This window comes from Actinoplanes subtropicus, from assembly GCF_000721705.1.
Lineage (GTDB): Bacteria > Actinomycetota > Actinomycetes > Mycobacteriales > Micromonosporaceae > Actinoplanes > Actinoplanes subtropicus.
This window is the reverse complement of the sequence record NZ_JOJL01000039.1, coordinates 150,282-165,291: the sequence shown is the minus strand read 5'-3', so window position 1 is coordinate 165,291 and position 15,010 is coordinate 150,282. Positions and strand designations below refer to the sequence as shown.

Genomic DNA, 15,010 nt, shown 5'->3' with positions numbered 1-15,010 from the left:
CTGCTTGACAGCTCAGGCCTTCCGGCCTTCCGGTGCTAGGAGAGTTTCCGCCGGCCGGTCGCGACCATCATGCCGCAGTAGCCGTCCCGGAGGTCGTTGCTCTCCACTGTCTTAATCTCCACTCTCTGTGCGACCGGGGCAAGGGCCTCCTCGACGTCGGCCTTGTCGATCGAGCACGCCGGGAAGAACTGACCGCCCACCAGGTAGCCGGAGGAGTTGCGCATGAAGGCGGCCGCGAACGGGGCGCCGGGCTTCAACGAGACCACGAACTTGCGGGCGGCCCGGGCGAACTCGGCGTCGCGCGTGGTGATCGACTCGGCGACGAAGAACATCGTGCCGAGGTCGTACCGGTCGCGCTCGAGCTCGAAGACGTTGCCCTTGACGACCTCGGCCCGATCGGCGAGCACGTTGAACGGCTTGTTGATCCGGTCGTAGGGCGGCCGGCCCTTGCTGATCGCCTCCCAGAAGTCGTTCCAGGACGACTGCGGAGCGTCCAGCGTCTTGGTCAGCCACTGCCGGTTGGTGAAGGCCCGCTCGTACATCGTCACCCGTGCGGCGTAGGGCAGAAGGGTGAGCGCGGGGTAGAGGTTCGTGCCCGTGCCGACGTCGATCGCCTCGCTGAACTCCCGCGGCTGGTTCCGCTCGAAGAAGTCCGCGATGATCCGGATGATCTCCGCGTCGTCCCAGCGCAGCTGCCCGTAGTTGTGCTTGAAGTAGTCGTCCGACTCGAAAGTGTCCCAGTTGACGTCGGCGTTGCCGAGCGGCGGCGAGGGCTCAGGGTTGCCCTGTGCTCGTTCGGCGATGACCTCGGTTGCTGTGGATGGATCACTTTCGGGCACGGAAATCCTCCGCCTTTCGGGCCATGGACGATCAGCGGCGGCCGAGTGCGAGAAGCAAGCACAGACTGCGGGCACCCTCCAGGGTAGAGGCCCGCTCGGTCGTGCTCCACTTTCCGATCGTTCGGCGTTGCCGCATGCACATTAGGACATCGCTCTGCACATGGCGATACGGCACCCGGGTGGCGTCGGATCTGAAGGCCGACTTAATTTTCTCTTCTTTGCCCGTAACCTAACTCGCCGCAGCCGCTCCGGGTGCCAACTCGGGGATCCTGCCAGCCGTACGGGTGAGCCCTGGCCAGGGAATCTTCCACGGTGTGACCCCGGACGCAGCCGATGTCCTTTAGATTTGAAATACTTCCGGGACCGGCTGCGTTGTGGCGGCTGTAAGCGCAACGCCGACAAGCTCAGGAGCGGGTCATGCAGTTTGGCATCTTCAGCGTCAGCGACATCACCACCGACCCGACCACCGGGCAGACGCCGACCGAGGGCGAGCGGATCAAGAACATCGTCACCATCGCCAAGCACGCCGAGGAGGTCGGCCTCGACGTCTTCGCGCTCGGCGAGCACCACAACGAGCCGTTCTTCTCCTCGTCCCCGACGACGACCCTCGCGTTCATCGCCGCACAGACCGAGAAGCTGCTGCTCAGCACCGCCACCACGCTGATCACCACCAACGACCCGGTGAAGATCGCCGAGGACTACGCGATGCTGCAGCACCTCGCCGACGGCCGGGTCGACCTGATGCTCGGCCGGGGCAACACCGGGCCGGTCTACCCCTGGTTCGGCAAGGACATCCGGGCCGGCATCCCGCTGGCCATCGAGAACTACGCGCTGCTGCACCGGCTTTGGCGCGAGCAAGTGGTCGACTGGCAGGGCAAGTTCCGTACTCCGCTGCAGAGCTTCACCTCGACACCCCGCCCGCTCGACGAGGTGCCGCCGTTCGTCTGGCACGGCTCGATCCGGTCGCCCGAGATCGCCGAGCAGGCCGCCTACTACGGGGACGGCTTCTTCGCCAACCACATATTCTGGCCCGCCTCGCACACCCAGCGCATGGTCGCGCTCTACCGCGAGCGCTTCGCGCACTACGGCCACGGCGACCCCGACCAGGCCATCGTCGGCCTCGGCGGCCAGGTCTTCATGCGCAGGAACAGCCAGGACGCGGTGACCGAGTTCCGCCCGTACTTCGACAACGCCCCGGTCTACGGCCACGGCCCGTCGCTGGAGGACTTCACCCGGGAGACGCCGCTGACCGTCGGCAGCCCGCAGCAGGTCATCGACCGTACGCTCGGCTTCCGCGACTACGTCGGCGACTACCAGCGCCAGCTGTTCCTGCTCGACCACGCCGGTCTGCCGCTGAAGACCGTCCTCGAACAGCTCGACCTGCTCGGCGGCGAGGTCGTCCCGGTGCTGCGCAAGGAGTTCGCCGCCCGCAAGCCGGCCCACGTTCCCGACGCGCCCACGCACGCGTCGCTGCTCGAGAAGAAGGTCACCGCATGAACCAGCGCACCGTCGTCGTCATCTCGGCCGGCCTCAGCCAGCCGTCCTCGACGCGCCTGTTGGCCGACCAGCTCTCCGCGGCCGCGACAAAGGCCGCGGCGGAGAAGGGCATCGAGTTGAAGGTGCGGACGATCGAGCTGCGCGACCTCGCGCACGACATCGCCAACAACCTGCTCACCGGCTTCCCGCCGGCCGCGCTCAAGGAGGCCACCGACGCCGTGGCCGCCGCCGACGCGCTGATCGCGGTCACCCCGATCTTCACGGCCAGCTACAGCGGCCTGTTCAAGTCGTTCATCGATGTCCTGGAGAAGGACACCCTGGCCGGCAAGCCGGTGCTGATCGCCGCCACCGCCGGCACCGCGCGGCACTCGCTCGCCCTCGAGCACGCGCTGCGCCCGCTCTTCGCCTACCTGCACGCCGTGGTCCTGCCGACAGCCGTCTTCGCCGCCACCGACGACTTCGGCACGGATACAGCCGGTTCCGCCGGGGGCACGCTCCGCTCCCGCATCACCCGCGCCGCCGAGGAGATGGCCCGCGAACTGGAACGCCGCGACCCGGTGGCGGTCCTCGACCCGTTCGCCCTGACAACCAACTTCGAAGACCTTCTGAAAACCATGTGATCGTACGGCGGGGACAAGTCCCCGGTGAGCCGGCGGCCTGGTTGCAACACCGGGCCGTAGCGCCGCCGCCGGGCCGAAGTGGGTGGTCAGTCCCGGTCTCCCCGCCCAGCGCCCCGGCGCGACCGCGCGGCCCCGACCGGCCGGGTCCCCTCCGTGCGCCGCGGCCCCACGTCCACCTCACTAACAGCGGCCACCTCACTAACAGCGGCCACCTCACTAACAGCGGCCACCTCACTAACAGCGGCCACCTCACTAACAGCGGCCAGCCCACCCGCAGCGGTCGGCTGAGTGACGGCGGGCGGGCCGCCCATAGCGGGTGGCGCGAGGATGGCGGCGCTCCCGGCCGGCGGGTCGACCGGGCGTGGGCGGGCGCGCCGGCCGAGCCGCACGACCACCACGGTGATCGCGACGAGCAGCACGCACACCGCCACTACGATCCCCCGGCCGGGAACGCTTGCGTACGTAATCATGGTTTTGGCCTCCCCAACGCCATCGCCGAGCATGGGAAAGAACGTAAGCCATTTCGGTTCTTTCCGCGTCCCGCCTGGGCGGTAGCCGGAACGGTCCACCCGTTCCGTCCGTGGGCCATTCACGCAGATGAGAACCTTGTGCGCGGCAACCTTCCGCCGACCGCCCCACCCGAACGTGGTACCACCCGCGGGTCAGGCTTCCGCGCGGCCGGCCACCACGTTGCCCGCCGTCCGGGGGAGCAGGAACGCCTCCAGCGCCGGCACCGCCAGCAGCACCGCCAGCACCACGAACGCGAACCGATAAGCCGCCATCCCGGCCGCGCCCACCCCGGCGCCCAGCCGGACGAGCAGCGCCCCGACCGCCACGCCGAGGCCGCCGCCGAGTTCCTGGACCGTCGACATCAGCGTGTTCGCGCTCGTCATCCTGGACGTCGGCACGTCCGCGAACGCGACCGTGTTGTAGGTCGTGAACCCCGTGGACCGGAAGATCCCGCTCAGCAACAGCAGCCCGAGCAGCAGCGGCAGGGGAGTGCCCGGCTCGAGCAGCGCGATCCCGCCCAGGCACGCCGCCGACAGCAGCACCGAGCCGAGCATCACCGCGCGGATGCCGAAGCGGCGCATCAGCGGCGTGGTGGCCGGCTTGATCCCGACGTTGCCGGCGAACAGCGCGATCACCACGAGGCCGGCCCGCGCGGCGCTCCACCCGAAGCCGAGCTGGAAGAACAGCGGCAGCAGGAACGGGATCGCCGTGATCACCGCCCGGAACGCCGACCCGCCCAGCGCCGTCACCCGATACGTCTTCAGCGCCAGGATCCGCAGGTCGACCAGCGGCCGGTCGTCGCGCAGCAGGTGCCGCACCGTGCCGGCCAGCGCGAGCACGGCGACCACCAGCGCGCCGGCCGCCACCGCCCAGCGCGGCCGCTCCGCCGCCACCCCCTCCAGCCCGAACACCAGGGCCGCGATCCCGCACGCCGCGAGCAGGAACCCGCGTACGTCCAGCCGCCCCGGATCCTCCGAGCGCACGTCCGGCACCGGCCGCCGGGCCAGCACGAGCGCGACCACGCCGAGCGGCACGTTGACCAGGAAGATCCACCGCCAGGAGGCGTACGTGCTGAGCACCCCACCCAGCGCGGGCGCGACCAGCGGCGCGACCAGCGCCGGCCAGGTCAGGTAGGCGATCGCGCGCACCAGGTCGGTCTTCGCCGTCGTCCGGATCACCACGAGCCGGCCGACCGGCACCATCATCGCCCCGCCGACCCCCTGCAGCACCCGGGTCGCCACCAGCATCGGCAGGCTGGTCGCCGCGGCGCACCCGGCCGACGCCAGCGTGAACAGGGCCACCGCGAGCCCGAAGACGCGGCGCGCGCCGAACTTCTCGGTGAGCCATCCGCTGATCGGGATCAGGACGGCCAGGGTCAGCACGTACGCGGTGATCGCGACATTGATCGAAACGGCCGTGACGTGCAGGTCCTCGGCGATGTGCGGCGCCGCCGGCGCGATCACGGTGGCGTCCAGGATCTCCATGAAGAACGCCCCGGCCACCAGCAGGGCCAGCCAGCGCGCACCGCCGGTCACGTCAGGCGTTCCAGGAGTCGATCACCTGGTTGCCGTGCTCGAAGCCGAGCGTGGACAAGGTCGCGGTGCCCAGGGCGAGCTTCCCGCCGCCGCTCGCCGGCAGCCCGATCCAGCGCGCGCCGGTGACCCGCAGCGAATGCCCGTGTGCGACCAGCGCGACGTCGCCCTCGGCCAGCAACTCCGTGGCGCGGGCGAGGACCCGGTCGATCCGCGCGGCCACCTGCTCGGGGGACTCCCCGCCGGGCGCGCCGTCCGTCCACAGCGACCAGGACGGATCCGACTCGCGGATCGTGGCCGTGGTGATCCCCTCGTACTCGCCGTAGTTCCATTCCGCCAGATCCTCGGTCACCTCGGTGACCTGCAGCCCGGCCAGCTCGGCGGTCCGCAGCGCACGCTTGCGCGGACTGGAGATCACCGCGGCGAACTTCCGCCCGGCGAGTCGCTCACCGGCTGCGCGGGCCTGCCGCTCGCCCTCCGCGGTCAATTCCAGGTCTGTGTACGAGGTGTGGCGCCCGGCCGCGCTCCACTCCGTCTGCCCGTGCCGAATCAGCACGATCTCCGCCATGCCCTCCTTTCTACCCGCCACCCGCCCCGCGCGCTCCGCGTCGTGCGCACCACCACAGGGAAGATCGTCGGCGGAACCCGTTGCGCACCGGCAGTGCATCTGCTTTCGTCGATCTAATCCGTTCTTCCGCCGGGATCGGGGTTCGGCATGGCTGTGCACTTGGCAAAATCCTTCGACACCGAGGTCGCGAAGGCCTTCCACTTCCTGGTCGCCCAGTTGGGCATGTCCGGCCCGTCGACCGGCGGCCCGTCCGCGGTCGCGTACATCGGCAACGACGTCAGCTACCAGATCTCCCTCGACCCGGTCACGCACGCCGTGACCACCCGGGTGACCAAGGTGCTGGGCGCCGCCCGCTTCACCGCCGACCTCCCGGCGCTGGTGGCCGGGGCGGCGCTGGGCTCCGCGGAAAACGTCCGCAGCGGAGCGGGGAGTCTCGCCGAACTGCGCACCACCGTCCTCAACCAGGCGGAGTACGTCCGCCGCCTCCAGCCCTACATGACGCCGCTCAATGTGGCGCCGCTGTTGCGGGCGGCCCACGCCCACGAACAGCCCCTCCTGCAGGTCACTCCCTGAATGGGCCGGGACTGGGTCGGATGGCACGCGGGCTACGACGTCACGGAGTCCTCGTTGGCGCGCCGGCTCGTCGTCGTGCGGCAATATCTGAGCTCGGCACTCGCGTCGGCGGCGGCGCCCGTGCGGCTGCTCAGCATCTGCGCCGGCGAGGGGCGGGACGTGCTGCCCGTCCTGGCCGCCCAGGACGGCGGCCGAGACGTGCCCGCGGTGCTGGTCGAGCTCTCCCCGGTCCTGGCGGCCCGCGCGCGTTCCACCGCGGCCGGCCTCGACCTGCCGAGGGTCGAGGTCCGCGCCGCCGACGCGGGCGCGACGGCCACCTACGCCGGCCTGGAGCCGGCCGACATCCTGCTGGCCTGCGGCGTCTTCGGCAACGTGAGCCACGAGGACATGTGCCGGACGGTGGCCGCGCTGCCCGCCCTCACCAAGCCGGGCGCGACCGTGATCTGGACCCGCGGCCGCCGCGACGACGCCGACCCCAGCCGGGAGGTCCGCTCCCAGTTCCGCGCCGAGGGCTACACCGAGCTGGCCTTCTGCGCCCCCGGCGACGCCCGCTTCCGGGTCGGGATGTCGCGCCGCCCGGAAACCGGCCGTCCCTGACTCCCGCCCGGCCCGCGCCTGTTCACTTTCCACTGACCGTCGCCCGGATGTCCCCGAGTCCCCGCGCCACCAGAAACTCCCCGCCACCCGCCAGGCGCCGCCATGACGACGCCGCCGAATCCCACCGACGCCACAACCGCTCGTCCGGCTGGACCGTGACCAGGGCCGACTCGCCCGGCTCGACGGTCACCGCCGACCACCCCACGAGCCGAACCGGTTCATCCGCCTCGTCCGGCTGCCAGTACACCTGGACCACCTCGCGACTGCGTCGCGCCCCCACGTTCTTGACCGTCGCCGTGACGGCGGGCGAGTCGCCGGCGGCCAGGCGCACGTCCGAGTACTCCCACGTGCCGTACCCGAGGCCGTGCCCCATCCAGAAGGCCGGCTCCGGCGCCCGCTCCGCGTAGTGCCCCCGGTACCCGATGAACGTGCCCTCGTCGTACCGCAACTTCCCGTCGACCGGCGTCACGGACCAGGCCGGCGCCGCCCCGTCGGCGGCCGGGAACGTGGTGACCAGCCGCCCGGCCGGCTCGATGTCGCCGAGCAGCGCCGCCGCGACCGCATGGCCGCCCTCCTGGCCGGGCAGGCCCGCCCACAGCACCGCGTCCACCCGGGACAGCCACGGCATCAGCACCGGCGTCGCCGCGTTGACCACCACGACCGTGCGGCGCGCCGCGCCGGCCACCGCCTCGACCAGGGCGTCCTGGGCGCCGGGCAGGCGCAGCGTGGACTTGTCGACCGACTCGGTCTCCTGCTCCTCGGTGAGGCCGACCACGACGACGGCCACCTCCGCGGCGGCGGCCGCCCGGACCGCGTCGTCGATCACGTCGACCGTGGCCCGGGGAGTACTGTGACCGATGAGCCCGAAAAGCCCCATGGGCAAGGCCGGCGTGACCGTCGCCTCGAAGAGGAAGCCCGGCGCGACGTCGTAGCGGCCGGTCCACAGCGGGGGAGTGAGCACCTCCTCGCCGAAGCCGTGACCGTCGGCCTCGAGCGAGAACGACGCATCGCCGACCGTCCACGAACCGACCCCGAGGACACCCAGCTCCACCGGCCCGTCCGCACCGACCCGCCCGGCGAGGCGGATCGACGCGACGGTGCCGGGAAAGTCGTCGTCCATGCCCACCATCGTCGTGGACCGGGGGCAGAACCGGTCCTCGAGCACCGCACCGTCGGCGTCGTACAGGGTCGCCCGGATGCCGGCGACCCCCGAGACCGGGTCGGTGAGGAACCGGCTGGGGACGGGCCGGGTGCGCACCTCCACGCCGTCCACCACGGTCACGTCGAGCAGCTCGCTCAGCCCGGTCGCCACGCTGACCTGGTGCGGCGGGTTGACCTGGGCCGAGCCGCCACCCATGCCGATCGTCTCGACGGCGTGCCGCCCGATCAGCGCGACCCGCACGGAACGATCCAGGGGCAGGACGTCGCTCTCGTTCTTCAGGACGGTCATCCCCGACGCGGCGAGCCGGGTGAGCTGCTCCCGCCGTACGGCCGAATCGGGTCGGGGAAGCGACGACGGCCAGGACCGCTCGGCACCCAGCGCGCCCACCCGCTGGGCCAGCAGGAGCAGGCGGGACAGGTGATCGTCGATCACGTCCTCGGTGACCAGTCCCTGGTGGACGGCGGCGACCAGCGCCTCACCCCACGGCCCGCCGGGCCCCGGCATGACCAGGTCGAGCCCGCCGTTGGCGGCCGGCGCGGCCGACTTGGTGGCGAACCAGTCGGACATGACCAGGCCCGGATAGCCCCACTCGCCCTTCACCACCTCGTTGATCACATGGTGCTGCTCGGTGGCGGGCGACCCGTTGACGTCGTTGTAGGCGGCCATCATCGACCAGGCGCCCCCGTCGAGCGCGGCGATCTCGAACGGCAACAGGTACAGCTCGCGCAGCGTAGCCTCGTCGACCACGCTCTCCACGGTGTTGCGCTCGGTCTCGGACTCGTTGGCGACCAGATGCTTGAGGCAGGCGGCGATCCCGTTGTCCTGCATGCCACGCACGTAGGCGGCGGCCAGCTTGCCGGTCAGGAGCGGATCTTCCGAGTACGCCTCGAAGAGCCGCCCGCCGAGCGCCGTGCGATGCAAATTGATCGTCGGACCGAGCACCACGTGGATCTCCTGGGCCATCGCCTCCTCGGCCAGGAGCCCCCCGACCTCGTACAGCGCGTGCGGGTCCCAGGAGGAGGCGAGCAGCGTCGCGTTGGGGAACAGCGACACCACCCGCCCCCCGGAGAACTTGAGCCCGCGCACACCGGTCGGCCCATCGGAGAACCGCAGCTCACCGAGGCCGATCGCCGGCTCGGCATGCAGGGTGAAGGCGGAGGCGCCGGTGAGCAGCCGCACCTTGGCGGCCAGATCCAGCGACTTGACGAGGTCGTCGAAGGACATGGCACCATGGTTACACGTGTAAGTAGTCTTGTCACCGTGAAGAACCGGGTCACGAGCGCCGACGTAGCGCGCCTCGCGGGCGTCTCCCGGGCCACGGTCAGCTACGTCCTCAACCAGACCCCCGGCCAGACCATCTCCACCGACACAAGATCCCGGGTACTCGACGCGGCCGCCCGCCTGGGCTACGCACCGAGCGCCGCCGCACGCGCCCTGCGCATCGGCCGCTCCGAGGTGGTGCTCTGCCTGCTGCCCGACTGGCCGATCGGCCCCGAGGTCGGCTCGATGCTCGGCAACCTGTCGACAGCACTGGCCCGCCACGGCCTGACCCTGGTAGCCCACCCCGGGAACCGCGAGGACCGCCCGATCACCGAGATCTGGAAGGCGATCACCCCCGCCGCGGTGATCGCCTTCGCCGACTTCTCCGAGGGCGAGGTAGCGGCCATGCACGCCTCCGGCGTAGAGCTGGTGGTGGCGCTGTTCGGCCGCGGCCCCCGGCGCGGCCGGCGCGAACTGGAGGTGCCCCAGCAGCTGGTCGGCCGCCGCCAGGCCGCTCATCTGCTCACCACCGGCCACACCCGCCTCGGCTACGCCTACCCCGACGACGACCGCTTGCGCATCTTCGCCGAGCCGAGGCTGGCCGGCGTCCGGGCCGAGTGCCAAGAGCGGGCGACAGATGGTCCGGCGATCGAGACGGTCCCGCTCGACGCGGCGCAAGCAGCAGCTTGCGTACGCCGTTGGCAGGCCGCCGGAGTCACCGCCGTGTGCGCCTACAACGACGAGGTGGCGCTCGCGGTGCTGGCCGGCGTACGCAACTGTGGTCTCGATGCTCCAGGGGACCTGGCGGTGATCGGGGTGGACGACATCCCGCCGGCCCGCCTGGCCGCCCCCGCGCTGACCACGGTGACCACCGACCAGGCAGCGATGGCGGCGTACCTGTCGGCCACGGTGGTCGCGGCGATCGGCGGCAAACCCGGCCCCGCCGTCCCCACCGAGACCCTGATCCAACTCGTCCGCCGGGAGAGCGCCTGACGCGGAATGCGCGTCGCGCGTTTCCGCTTCCGTTTCCGGCTCAGACTCCGTTTCTGTCTCCGTTTCCGTTTCTGTCTCCGTTTCCGTTTCTGTCTCCGTTTCCGGCTCCCGCTCCGTTTCCGGCTCCCGCTCCGTTTCCGGCTCCCGCTCCGTTTCCGGCTCCCGCTCCGTTTCCGTTTCCGTTTCCGGCTCCCGCTTCGTTTGCGGCTCCGGCTTCGTTTCCGTTTCCGTTTCCGGCCAGCGGGCGGCTGGCGTGGAATGCGCATCCCGAGTCTCCGGCGAACCGATCACCCGACGCACCCAGTGATCAGCCGACACCGGGCTGAGCTCGGCCCGCTCAAGGCGCGCACGCATCAGCTTCAACCCATGCCGCTGCGCAAGACCGAAGTCACGGCGACGAGCATGCGCCCGGCGAAAAGCCTCAGCCTCCGCCGAATACCGCCGCGACTTGGTACGATCGCGCATGCCAGCCAATTCAGCCTTGGAAAACAACCCCAGCTGCCCCATACATTATTTTCCCACCTCCACAACCACAGTGGTAAGCGCGAAAACCCACTCGATCATGCCATTTTCCGCCCCGCCAAAACCGATGGGAGAGAATTGCCGCCACGCGAAACGGGCGGCACCCAGACCAACCACGCAGCCCCGGGCCATGGCAAACGCAGCCCAACCACGACGCGACCGCACCGGGCGGCACGCAGAGCAACCGTGCAGCCCCGGGCCATGGCAAACGCAGCCCAACCACGACGCGACCGCAAGGGGCGGCATCCAGAGCAACCACGCAGCCCCGGGCCATGGCGAGCGCCGTAACCACGACGCGACCGCAACCGGAGGCCCCCAAATCAGCTTGCTTCCAAGACCGCCGCCACCCCATTGTGACACCCATGATGGATGCGGCCCAGCTACTGGCGGCCTACGACGACCAACTACGCACCGACGCCGAAACCCCGAGCGCCATAGACGTAACCCGCCTAGGCCCCCTACGCTTAGTAACCTTCTCCGGCGGCCGCGGTTTCATCACCTACCGCAGCCTGGATGGAGCCGACCCCGACCGCCTGGTCCCCGAAGCCCTCTCCCACTACCAGGCCACCCCCGAAATCAGCAGAGTCGAATGGAAAACCCGAGGCCACGACCACGCCCCCGGCCTGCACGACGCCCTGCTGGCAAACGGCTTCACCAAAGGCGACCAGGAATCCATCATGATCGGCGAGGCAAGCTCACTAGCCGTCGATGTACCGCTCCCCGACGGCGTAACCCTGCGTACGGTAACCGAGGAGCGAGACGTCCGAGCGATGAGCGCAATGGCCGACGAGATCTTCGGCGACCCGATCAGCGACGACACGGCAAACGCCCTCCTCCGCCGCCTGTCCCGCAACGACGGCATGGAGCTATGGGTGGCGGAAGCCAACGGTCATTTCATCAGCGCCGGCCGCCTGGAGCCGGTCCCAGGAACAACCTTCGCCGGCCTCTGGGGCGGCGCAACCCGCCCCGAGTGGCGCGGCCGGGGCATCTACCGGGCCTTGACCGCCGCACGCGCCCGCTCAGCCCTGCAAATGGGCAAGACCCTCATCAACAGCGACTCCACCGAGTACTCCCGCCCGATCCTCGAGCGTTCCGGCCTGCTCAAGGTATCGACGACCACCCCCTACGAGTGGCAGCGAGCCGATCAAGATCAACGGCGTACATGAAACCCACAGGCACGGCACATGGGTGCCAAAGCCTGAAGGCGAATGGTGAAGGTGACTAACGAACCCGACCCGCTCAGCCCAGGGGGAAAGCGCCATGCTTGTGCAGCTCAACCGCAACGTCGGTGCCCGCGACTTCAGCGCCACCGCGACCGGCCTCCCGCTGAACCCGGCACACCTGCCGGCGACCACGGGCCACCACCCGGTGGTGGCCGTGCTCGGCCCGGCCGCCCGGGTGACCGGTCTCGCCCAGCACCTGCCGGCCGGCTGGTCGGTGCGCGCCGCCGCCGACCTGGACGACGTCCACCCCGACGAGCTGGTGCTGTTCGTCGGCTCGGCGGTCCGCGACATCGCGCTGGCCCGCCGGCTGCTCCCACACCGCACCCAGCTGGTAGCGCTGGTGGACGACAACGCCCCCGCCGAAAAGGTGGCCGCGGTGCTCACCGCCGGCGCCGACGCCTGCGTCCGCGGCGGCCAGCCGGCCATCCTCGCCAGCCACCTGGTCGCCTGCCGCCGCCGCCAGCTGGCCGGCCGCTGGGCCCAGCTCAACCAGCAAGACCGCCGCTGACCCCGAGACCAGCAAGACCGCCGCTGACCCCGAGACCAGCGGGACCATCGCTGAGGACCGAGACCAGCGGGACCGCCGCTGAGGACCGAGACCAGCGGGACCGCCGCTGAGGACCGAGACCAGCGGGACCGCCGCTGAGCGCCAAAGCCAGCGGGACCGCCGCTGAGCGCCAAAGCCAGCGGGACCGTCGCTGAGTGCCGAGGGCAGCGGGACCGCGGCTGAGCGCCAAGGCCAGCGGGACCGTCGCTGAGTGCGGAGGCCAGCGGGACCCCCGCTAAGTGCCGAGGCCAGCGGGACAGTCGGCTGAGTGCCGAGACCGCCGCTGAGGACAGAGCCGGGCCGCTCGCGGCGCGCCGGGGGGAGGTCCACGTCGCGAGCAGCCCGGGGATCGGTGCCGCGCCGTCCGTGCCGCAACGGAAAGCGGCGCGACCGGCAGGGAGGTGCCGCGCCGTCCGTACCGCGACGAAGAGCGGCGCGACCGGCAGGGAGGCTCCACGCCGTCCGTGCCGCGACGGGGGAGCGGCAGGGACGGCGTGGGGGATCAGGCGCTGGGCGAGGCGCTCGGCTGCGGCCGGAGCACCTTGCAGGTCTCCATGGCCTTCTTGACAGTCGCGTTGCTGGTGTCGAGCTTCCCGTCGGTCGAGGTGACCCCGTGCTGCTTGAGACAGTTGCGGTAGGCCGCGTTCATCCCGCCGCCACGGTTGCCGCCGCCGAACGAGGGCCGCACCGAGGCGCACGCCGCCTGCGCCTTGTCCCACGTCGCCTGGTCGACATCGGCCGGCTTCTGGAACATGCCGCCACCGCCCGGGAACCCGCGGCCGCCCCCGGAGAAGCTGCCGGAGGGACGCGGCTGACCGGACGGGAACCCGCCACCCTGGGGGGCGCCGGAGGGACGCGGCCCGCGCGACGGCAGCGTGATGGTCACCCCGTTCTTCTGCAGGCATTCGACGTACGCCGTGAATTCGCTGTTACGACCGCTGCCGTTGCCGGTGCCCGTGGTTCCGGTGCCGCCGCTCGAGGAGGTCGAGTTGCCGCCGCACGCCGCCACCAGCAGCACGGCTGCGGACGCGACGAACAACGCCGCCGCACGGCGGGGCGTGCGGGAACTGGTTGTGCGCACGATGGCCTCTTTCCTCGATAGAAGGGGACGCCCCACCCAAGCTCGCCTACCTACGGAGAACATGGGCGGTTCCTCAGAGTTCGCTCGGAGCTCCTGTGCCGCAGCTGTGCGCAAGATCTGAGCTCCGAGGGAACTCCGAGGTGGGACCGAGCCGGCGGCGAGATCGGTTGGGCACACTTCCGCCCCATGGGTGAAGCTCTGGCCGGTCGTCGGCGCTGGATCTGGGTCGCCGCGGCCGTCGTCGTGCTCGCGCTGATCGGGTACGGGGTGGTGCACGCGCTGACGGCGGACGCCACCGTGAAGCCGGCCGCGGCCGCCACCGTGGCCGCCGATCGCGGTGCCGTGACCACCGAGGTGGCGACCACGGGCACGTTGCAGCCGGCGCAGACGCGTAGCCTCTCGTTCGCGGTGAAGGGCACGGTGGAGAGCATCTCGGTGCGGGCCGGCTCGACGGTCGGCGCCGGTCAGTCCCTCGCCAAGGTGGACGCCACCGACGCGACCACCGCCGTGAACGACGCACAGAGCGCCCTCGACGACGCCGAGACGGCGCTGACCACGGCCCGCAACAACGCCGCCAAGACGACGACCAGCACCTGCGGCACGAACGTCGCGGCCGCCTGGACCTCGCCGACCGCCTCCCCGTCGGCCTCGGCGAGCGCGTCGGCGAGCGCGTCTCCCTCGGCCTCCGCGACCGCCACCGCCTCGCCGACCAGGACCACCACCAGAACCGCGGCCCCGACCACCACCCCGACCCGGGGCGGCTCGACCGGCAGCACCAAGAGCGGAGGCACCTGCACCGGCTCGAGCGGTTCGAGCGGTTCCGGCAGCGGGCAGGGCGGGCAGCAGGGCGGCGGCACCGACCAGATCCTCAGCGCGCAGGAGCGGGTCACCCAGGCGACCACCACCCTGGAGCAGGCCCAGGAGGCGCTGGACGGCGCCACCATCACCGCGCCGATCTCCGGCCGGATCATCAGCGTCAGCGGCAAGGTGGGCAGCCAGGTCAGCGCCGGCTCGACCTTCATCACCCTGGCCGACGTGTACGACATGCAGATCAGCGCCGACTTTCCGGAGGCCGACGCCGACCGGCTGGCGGTCAAGCAGAGCGGCGCGATCACCCTGGCCGACGACCCGGGGGCGAGCTTCAAGGCGACCGTCGTGCAGGTCGACCCGACCGGCACCAGCGACGGCACGATGGTCCGGTACGGCGTGCTGCTCGCCTTCGTCGACGCCCCCAAGGACCTGCTGGTCGGCCAGAGTGCCAACGTGAAGATCACCACCGGCTCGAAGGCCGACGTGCTGCGGGTGCCGAGCACGGCGGTGCACAACGTCCAGGGCGACACCGGTACGGTGCTCAAGGGCGGCGTGCAGACCAAGGTCGGCGTGGGCCTGCGCGGCGACCAGTACACGGAAATCACGTCCGGTCTCACCGAGGGTGATCAGGTTGCCCGATCTTGGTGACGGGGAGTACAGCTCGCTCTCCCGGAAT

General features: G+C 70.9%; 13 protein-coding genes. 8 read left to right on the top strand and 5 right to left on the bottom strand.

The annotated features are described in order from the left end of the window. Window positions 1-35: 35 nt before the first annotated feature. Complete coding sequence (locus IH26_RS0142485; RefSeq protein ID WP_051809504.1) at window positions 36-839, bottom strand: SCO2525 family SAM-dependent methyltransferase; 804 nt, start codon at window positions 837-839, stop codon at window positions 36-38. Window positions 840-1,256: 417 nt separating this feature from the next. On the opposite strand from IH26_RS0142485, the gene IH26_RS0142480 reads away from it, so the two are divergent. Further along, complete coding sequence (locus tag IH26_RS0142480) at window positions 1,257-2,336, top strand: LLM class flavin-dependent oxidoreductase (RefSeq protein WP_030441970.1); 1,080 nt, start codon at window positions 1,257-1,259, stop codon at window positions 2,334-2,336. Next, window positions 2,333-2,956, top strand: coding sequence for an FMN reductase (locus IH26_RS0142475; protein WP_030441969.1), 624 nt, complete (start codon window positions 2,333-2,335; stop codon window positions 2,954-2,956). Before IH26_RS0142480 ends, IH26_RS0142475 begins: the two co-directional genes overlap by 4 nt. Window positions 2,957-3,618: 662 nt before the next feature. Here the strand turns inward: IH26_RS0142475 and IH26_RS0142465 are convergent. Next, entirely contained in the window at window positions 3,619-5,001 is a 1,383-nt protein-coding gene (locus IH26_RS0142465; RefSeq protein WP_157437651.1) for an MFS transporter, read from the bottom strand. A gap of 1 nt (window position 5,002) precedes the next feature. Continuing rightward, complete coding sequence (locus IH26_RS0142460) at window positions 5,003-5,566, bottom strand: histidine phosphatase family protein (RefSeq protein ID WP_030441966.1); 564 nt, start codon at window positions 5,564-5,566, stop codon at window positions 5,003-5,005. A 147-nt stretch (window positions 5,567-5,713) separates the two neighbouring features. On the opposite strand from IH26_RS0142460, the gene IH26_RS0142455 reads away from it, so the two are divergent. Next, window positions 5,714-6,139 carry a hypothetical protein gene (locus IH26_RS0142455; protein ID WP_030441965.1) on the top strand — a complete coding sequence of 142 codons (426 nt, stop codon included), beginning with the start codon at window positions 5,714-5,716 and terminating at the stop codon, window positions 6,137-6,139. 54 nt (window positions 6,140-6,193) lie between these two features. After that, window positions 6,194-6,736, top strand: a complete 543-nt coding sequence (locus tag IH26_RS0142450; RefSeq protein WP_211268859.1) for a class I SAM-dependent methyltransferase — start codon at window positions 6,194-6,196, stop codon at window positions 6,734-6,736. Between the two features lie 22 nt (window positions 6,737-6,758). Here IH26_RS0142450 and IH26_RS0142445 read toward each other — a convergent pair whose 3' ends face one another. After that, window positions 6,759-9,122 carry a beta-glucosidase family protein gene (locus IH26_RS0142445; RefSeq protein WP_030441963.1) on the bottom strand — a complete coding sequence of 788 codons (2,364 nt, stop codon included), beginning with the start codon at window positions 9,120-9,122 and terminating at the stop codon, window positions 6,759-6,761. Window positions 9,123-9,158: 36 nt separating this feature from the next. On the opposite strand from IH26_RS0142445, the gene IH26_RS0142440 reads away from it, so the two are divergent. The 3 genes from IH26_RS0142440 to IH26_RS0142430 all read left to right on the top strand — a co-directional run bounded on the left by IH26_RS0142440 (window position 9,159) and on the right by IH26_RS0142430 (window position 12,404). Beyond that, window positions 9,159-10,151, top strand: coding sequence for a LacI family DNA-binding transcriptional regulator (locus IH26_RS0142440; protein ID WP_030441962.1), 993 nt, complete (start codon window positions 9,159-9,161; stop codon window positions 10,149-10,151). Between the two features lie 884 nt (window positions 10,152-11,035). Then, window positions 11,036-11,839 carry a GNAT family N-acetyltransferase gene (locus tag IH26_RS0142435; RefSeq protein WP_030441961.1) on the top strand — a complete coding sequence of 268 codons (804 nt, stop codon included), beginning with the start codon at window positions 11,036-11,038 and terminating at the stop codon, window positions 11,837-11,839. 94 nt (window positions 11,840-11,933) lie between these two features. After that, window positions 11,934-12,404, top strand: a complete 471-nt coding sequence (locus IH26_RS0142430) for a hypothetical protein (protein WP_030441960.1) — start codon at window positions 11,934-11,936, stop codon at window positions 12,402-12,404. A 541-nt stretch (window positions 12,405-12,945) separates the two neighbouring features. On the opposite strand, the gene IH26_RS0142425 is transcribed toward IH26_RS0142430, so the two are convergent. Next, the gene (locus IH26_RS0142425; RefSeq protein ID WP_051809500.1) at window positions 12,946-13,524 is read right to left on the bottom strand and encodes a hypothetical protein; all 579 of its coding nucleotides are present in this window, start codon (window positions 13,522-13,524) and stop codon (window positions 12,946-12,948) included. 186 nt (window positions 13,525-13,710) lie between these two features. On the opposite strand from IH26_RS0142425, the gene IH26_RS0142420 reads away from it, so the two are divergent. Beyond that, window positions 13,711-14,982 carry an efflux RND transporter periplasmic adaptor subunit gene (locus IH26_RS0142420; protein WP_030441958.1) on the top strand — a complete coding sequence of 424 codons (1,272 nt, stop codon included), beginning with the start codon at window positions 13,711-13,713 and terminating at the stop codon, window positions 14,980-14,982. Window positions 14,983-15,010 lie beyond the last annotated feature (28 nt).

What these genes read in the sequence shown, in the direction of transcription:
- IH26_RS0142445 (WP_030441963.1), bottom strand. Translation starts at nt 9,122, where the DNA reads ATGTCCTTCGACGACCTCGTCAAGTCGCTGGATCTGGCCGCCAAGGTG.
- IH26_RS0142480 (WP_030441970.1), top strand. Translation starts at nt 1,257, where the DNA reads ATGCAGTTTGGCATCTTCAGCGTCAGCGACATCACCACCGACCCGACC.
- IH26_RS0142430 (WP_030441960.1), top strand. Translation starts at nt 11,934, where the DNA reads ATGCTTGTGCAGCTCAACCGCAACGTCGGTGCCCGCGACTTCAGCGCC.
- IH26_RS0142420 (WP_030441958.1), top strand. Translation starts at nt 13,711, where the DNA reads ATGGGTGAAGCTCTGGCCGGTCGTCGGCGCTGGATCTGGGTCGCCGCG.
- IH26_RS0142455 (WP_030441965.1), top strand. Translation starts at nt 5,714, where the DNA reads ATGGCTGTGCACTTGGCAAAATCCTTCGACACCGAGGTCGCGAAGGCC.
- IH26_RS0142475 (WP_030441969.1), top strand. Translation starts at nt 2,333, where the DNA reads ATGAACCAGCGCACCGTCGTCGTCATCTCGGCCGGCCTCAGCCAGCCG.
- IH26_RS0142460 (WP_030441966.1), bottom strand. Translation starts at nt 5,566, where the DNA reads ATGGCGGAGATCGTGCTGATTCGGCACGGGCAGACGGAGTGGAGCGCG.
- IH26_RS0142435 (WP_030441961.1), top strand. Translation starts at nt 11,036, where the DNA reads ATGATGGATGCGGCCCAGCTACTGGCGGCCTACGACGACCAACTACGC.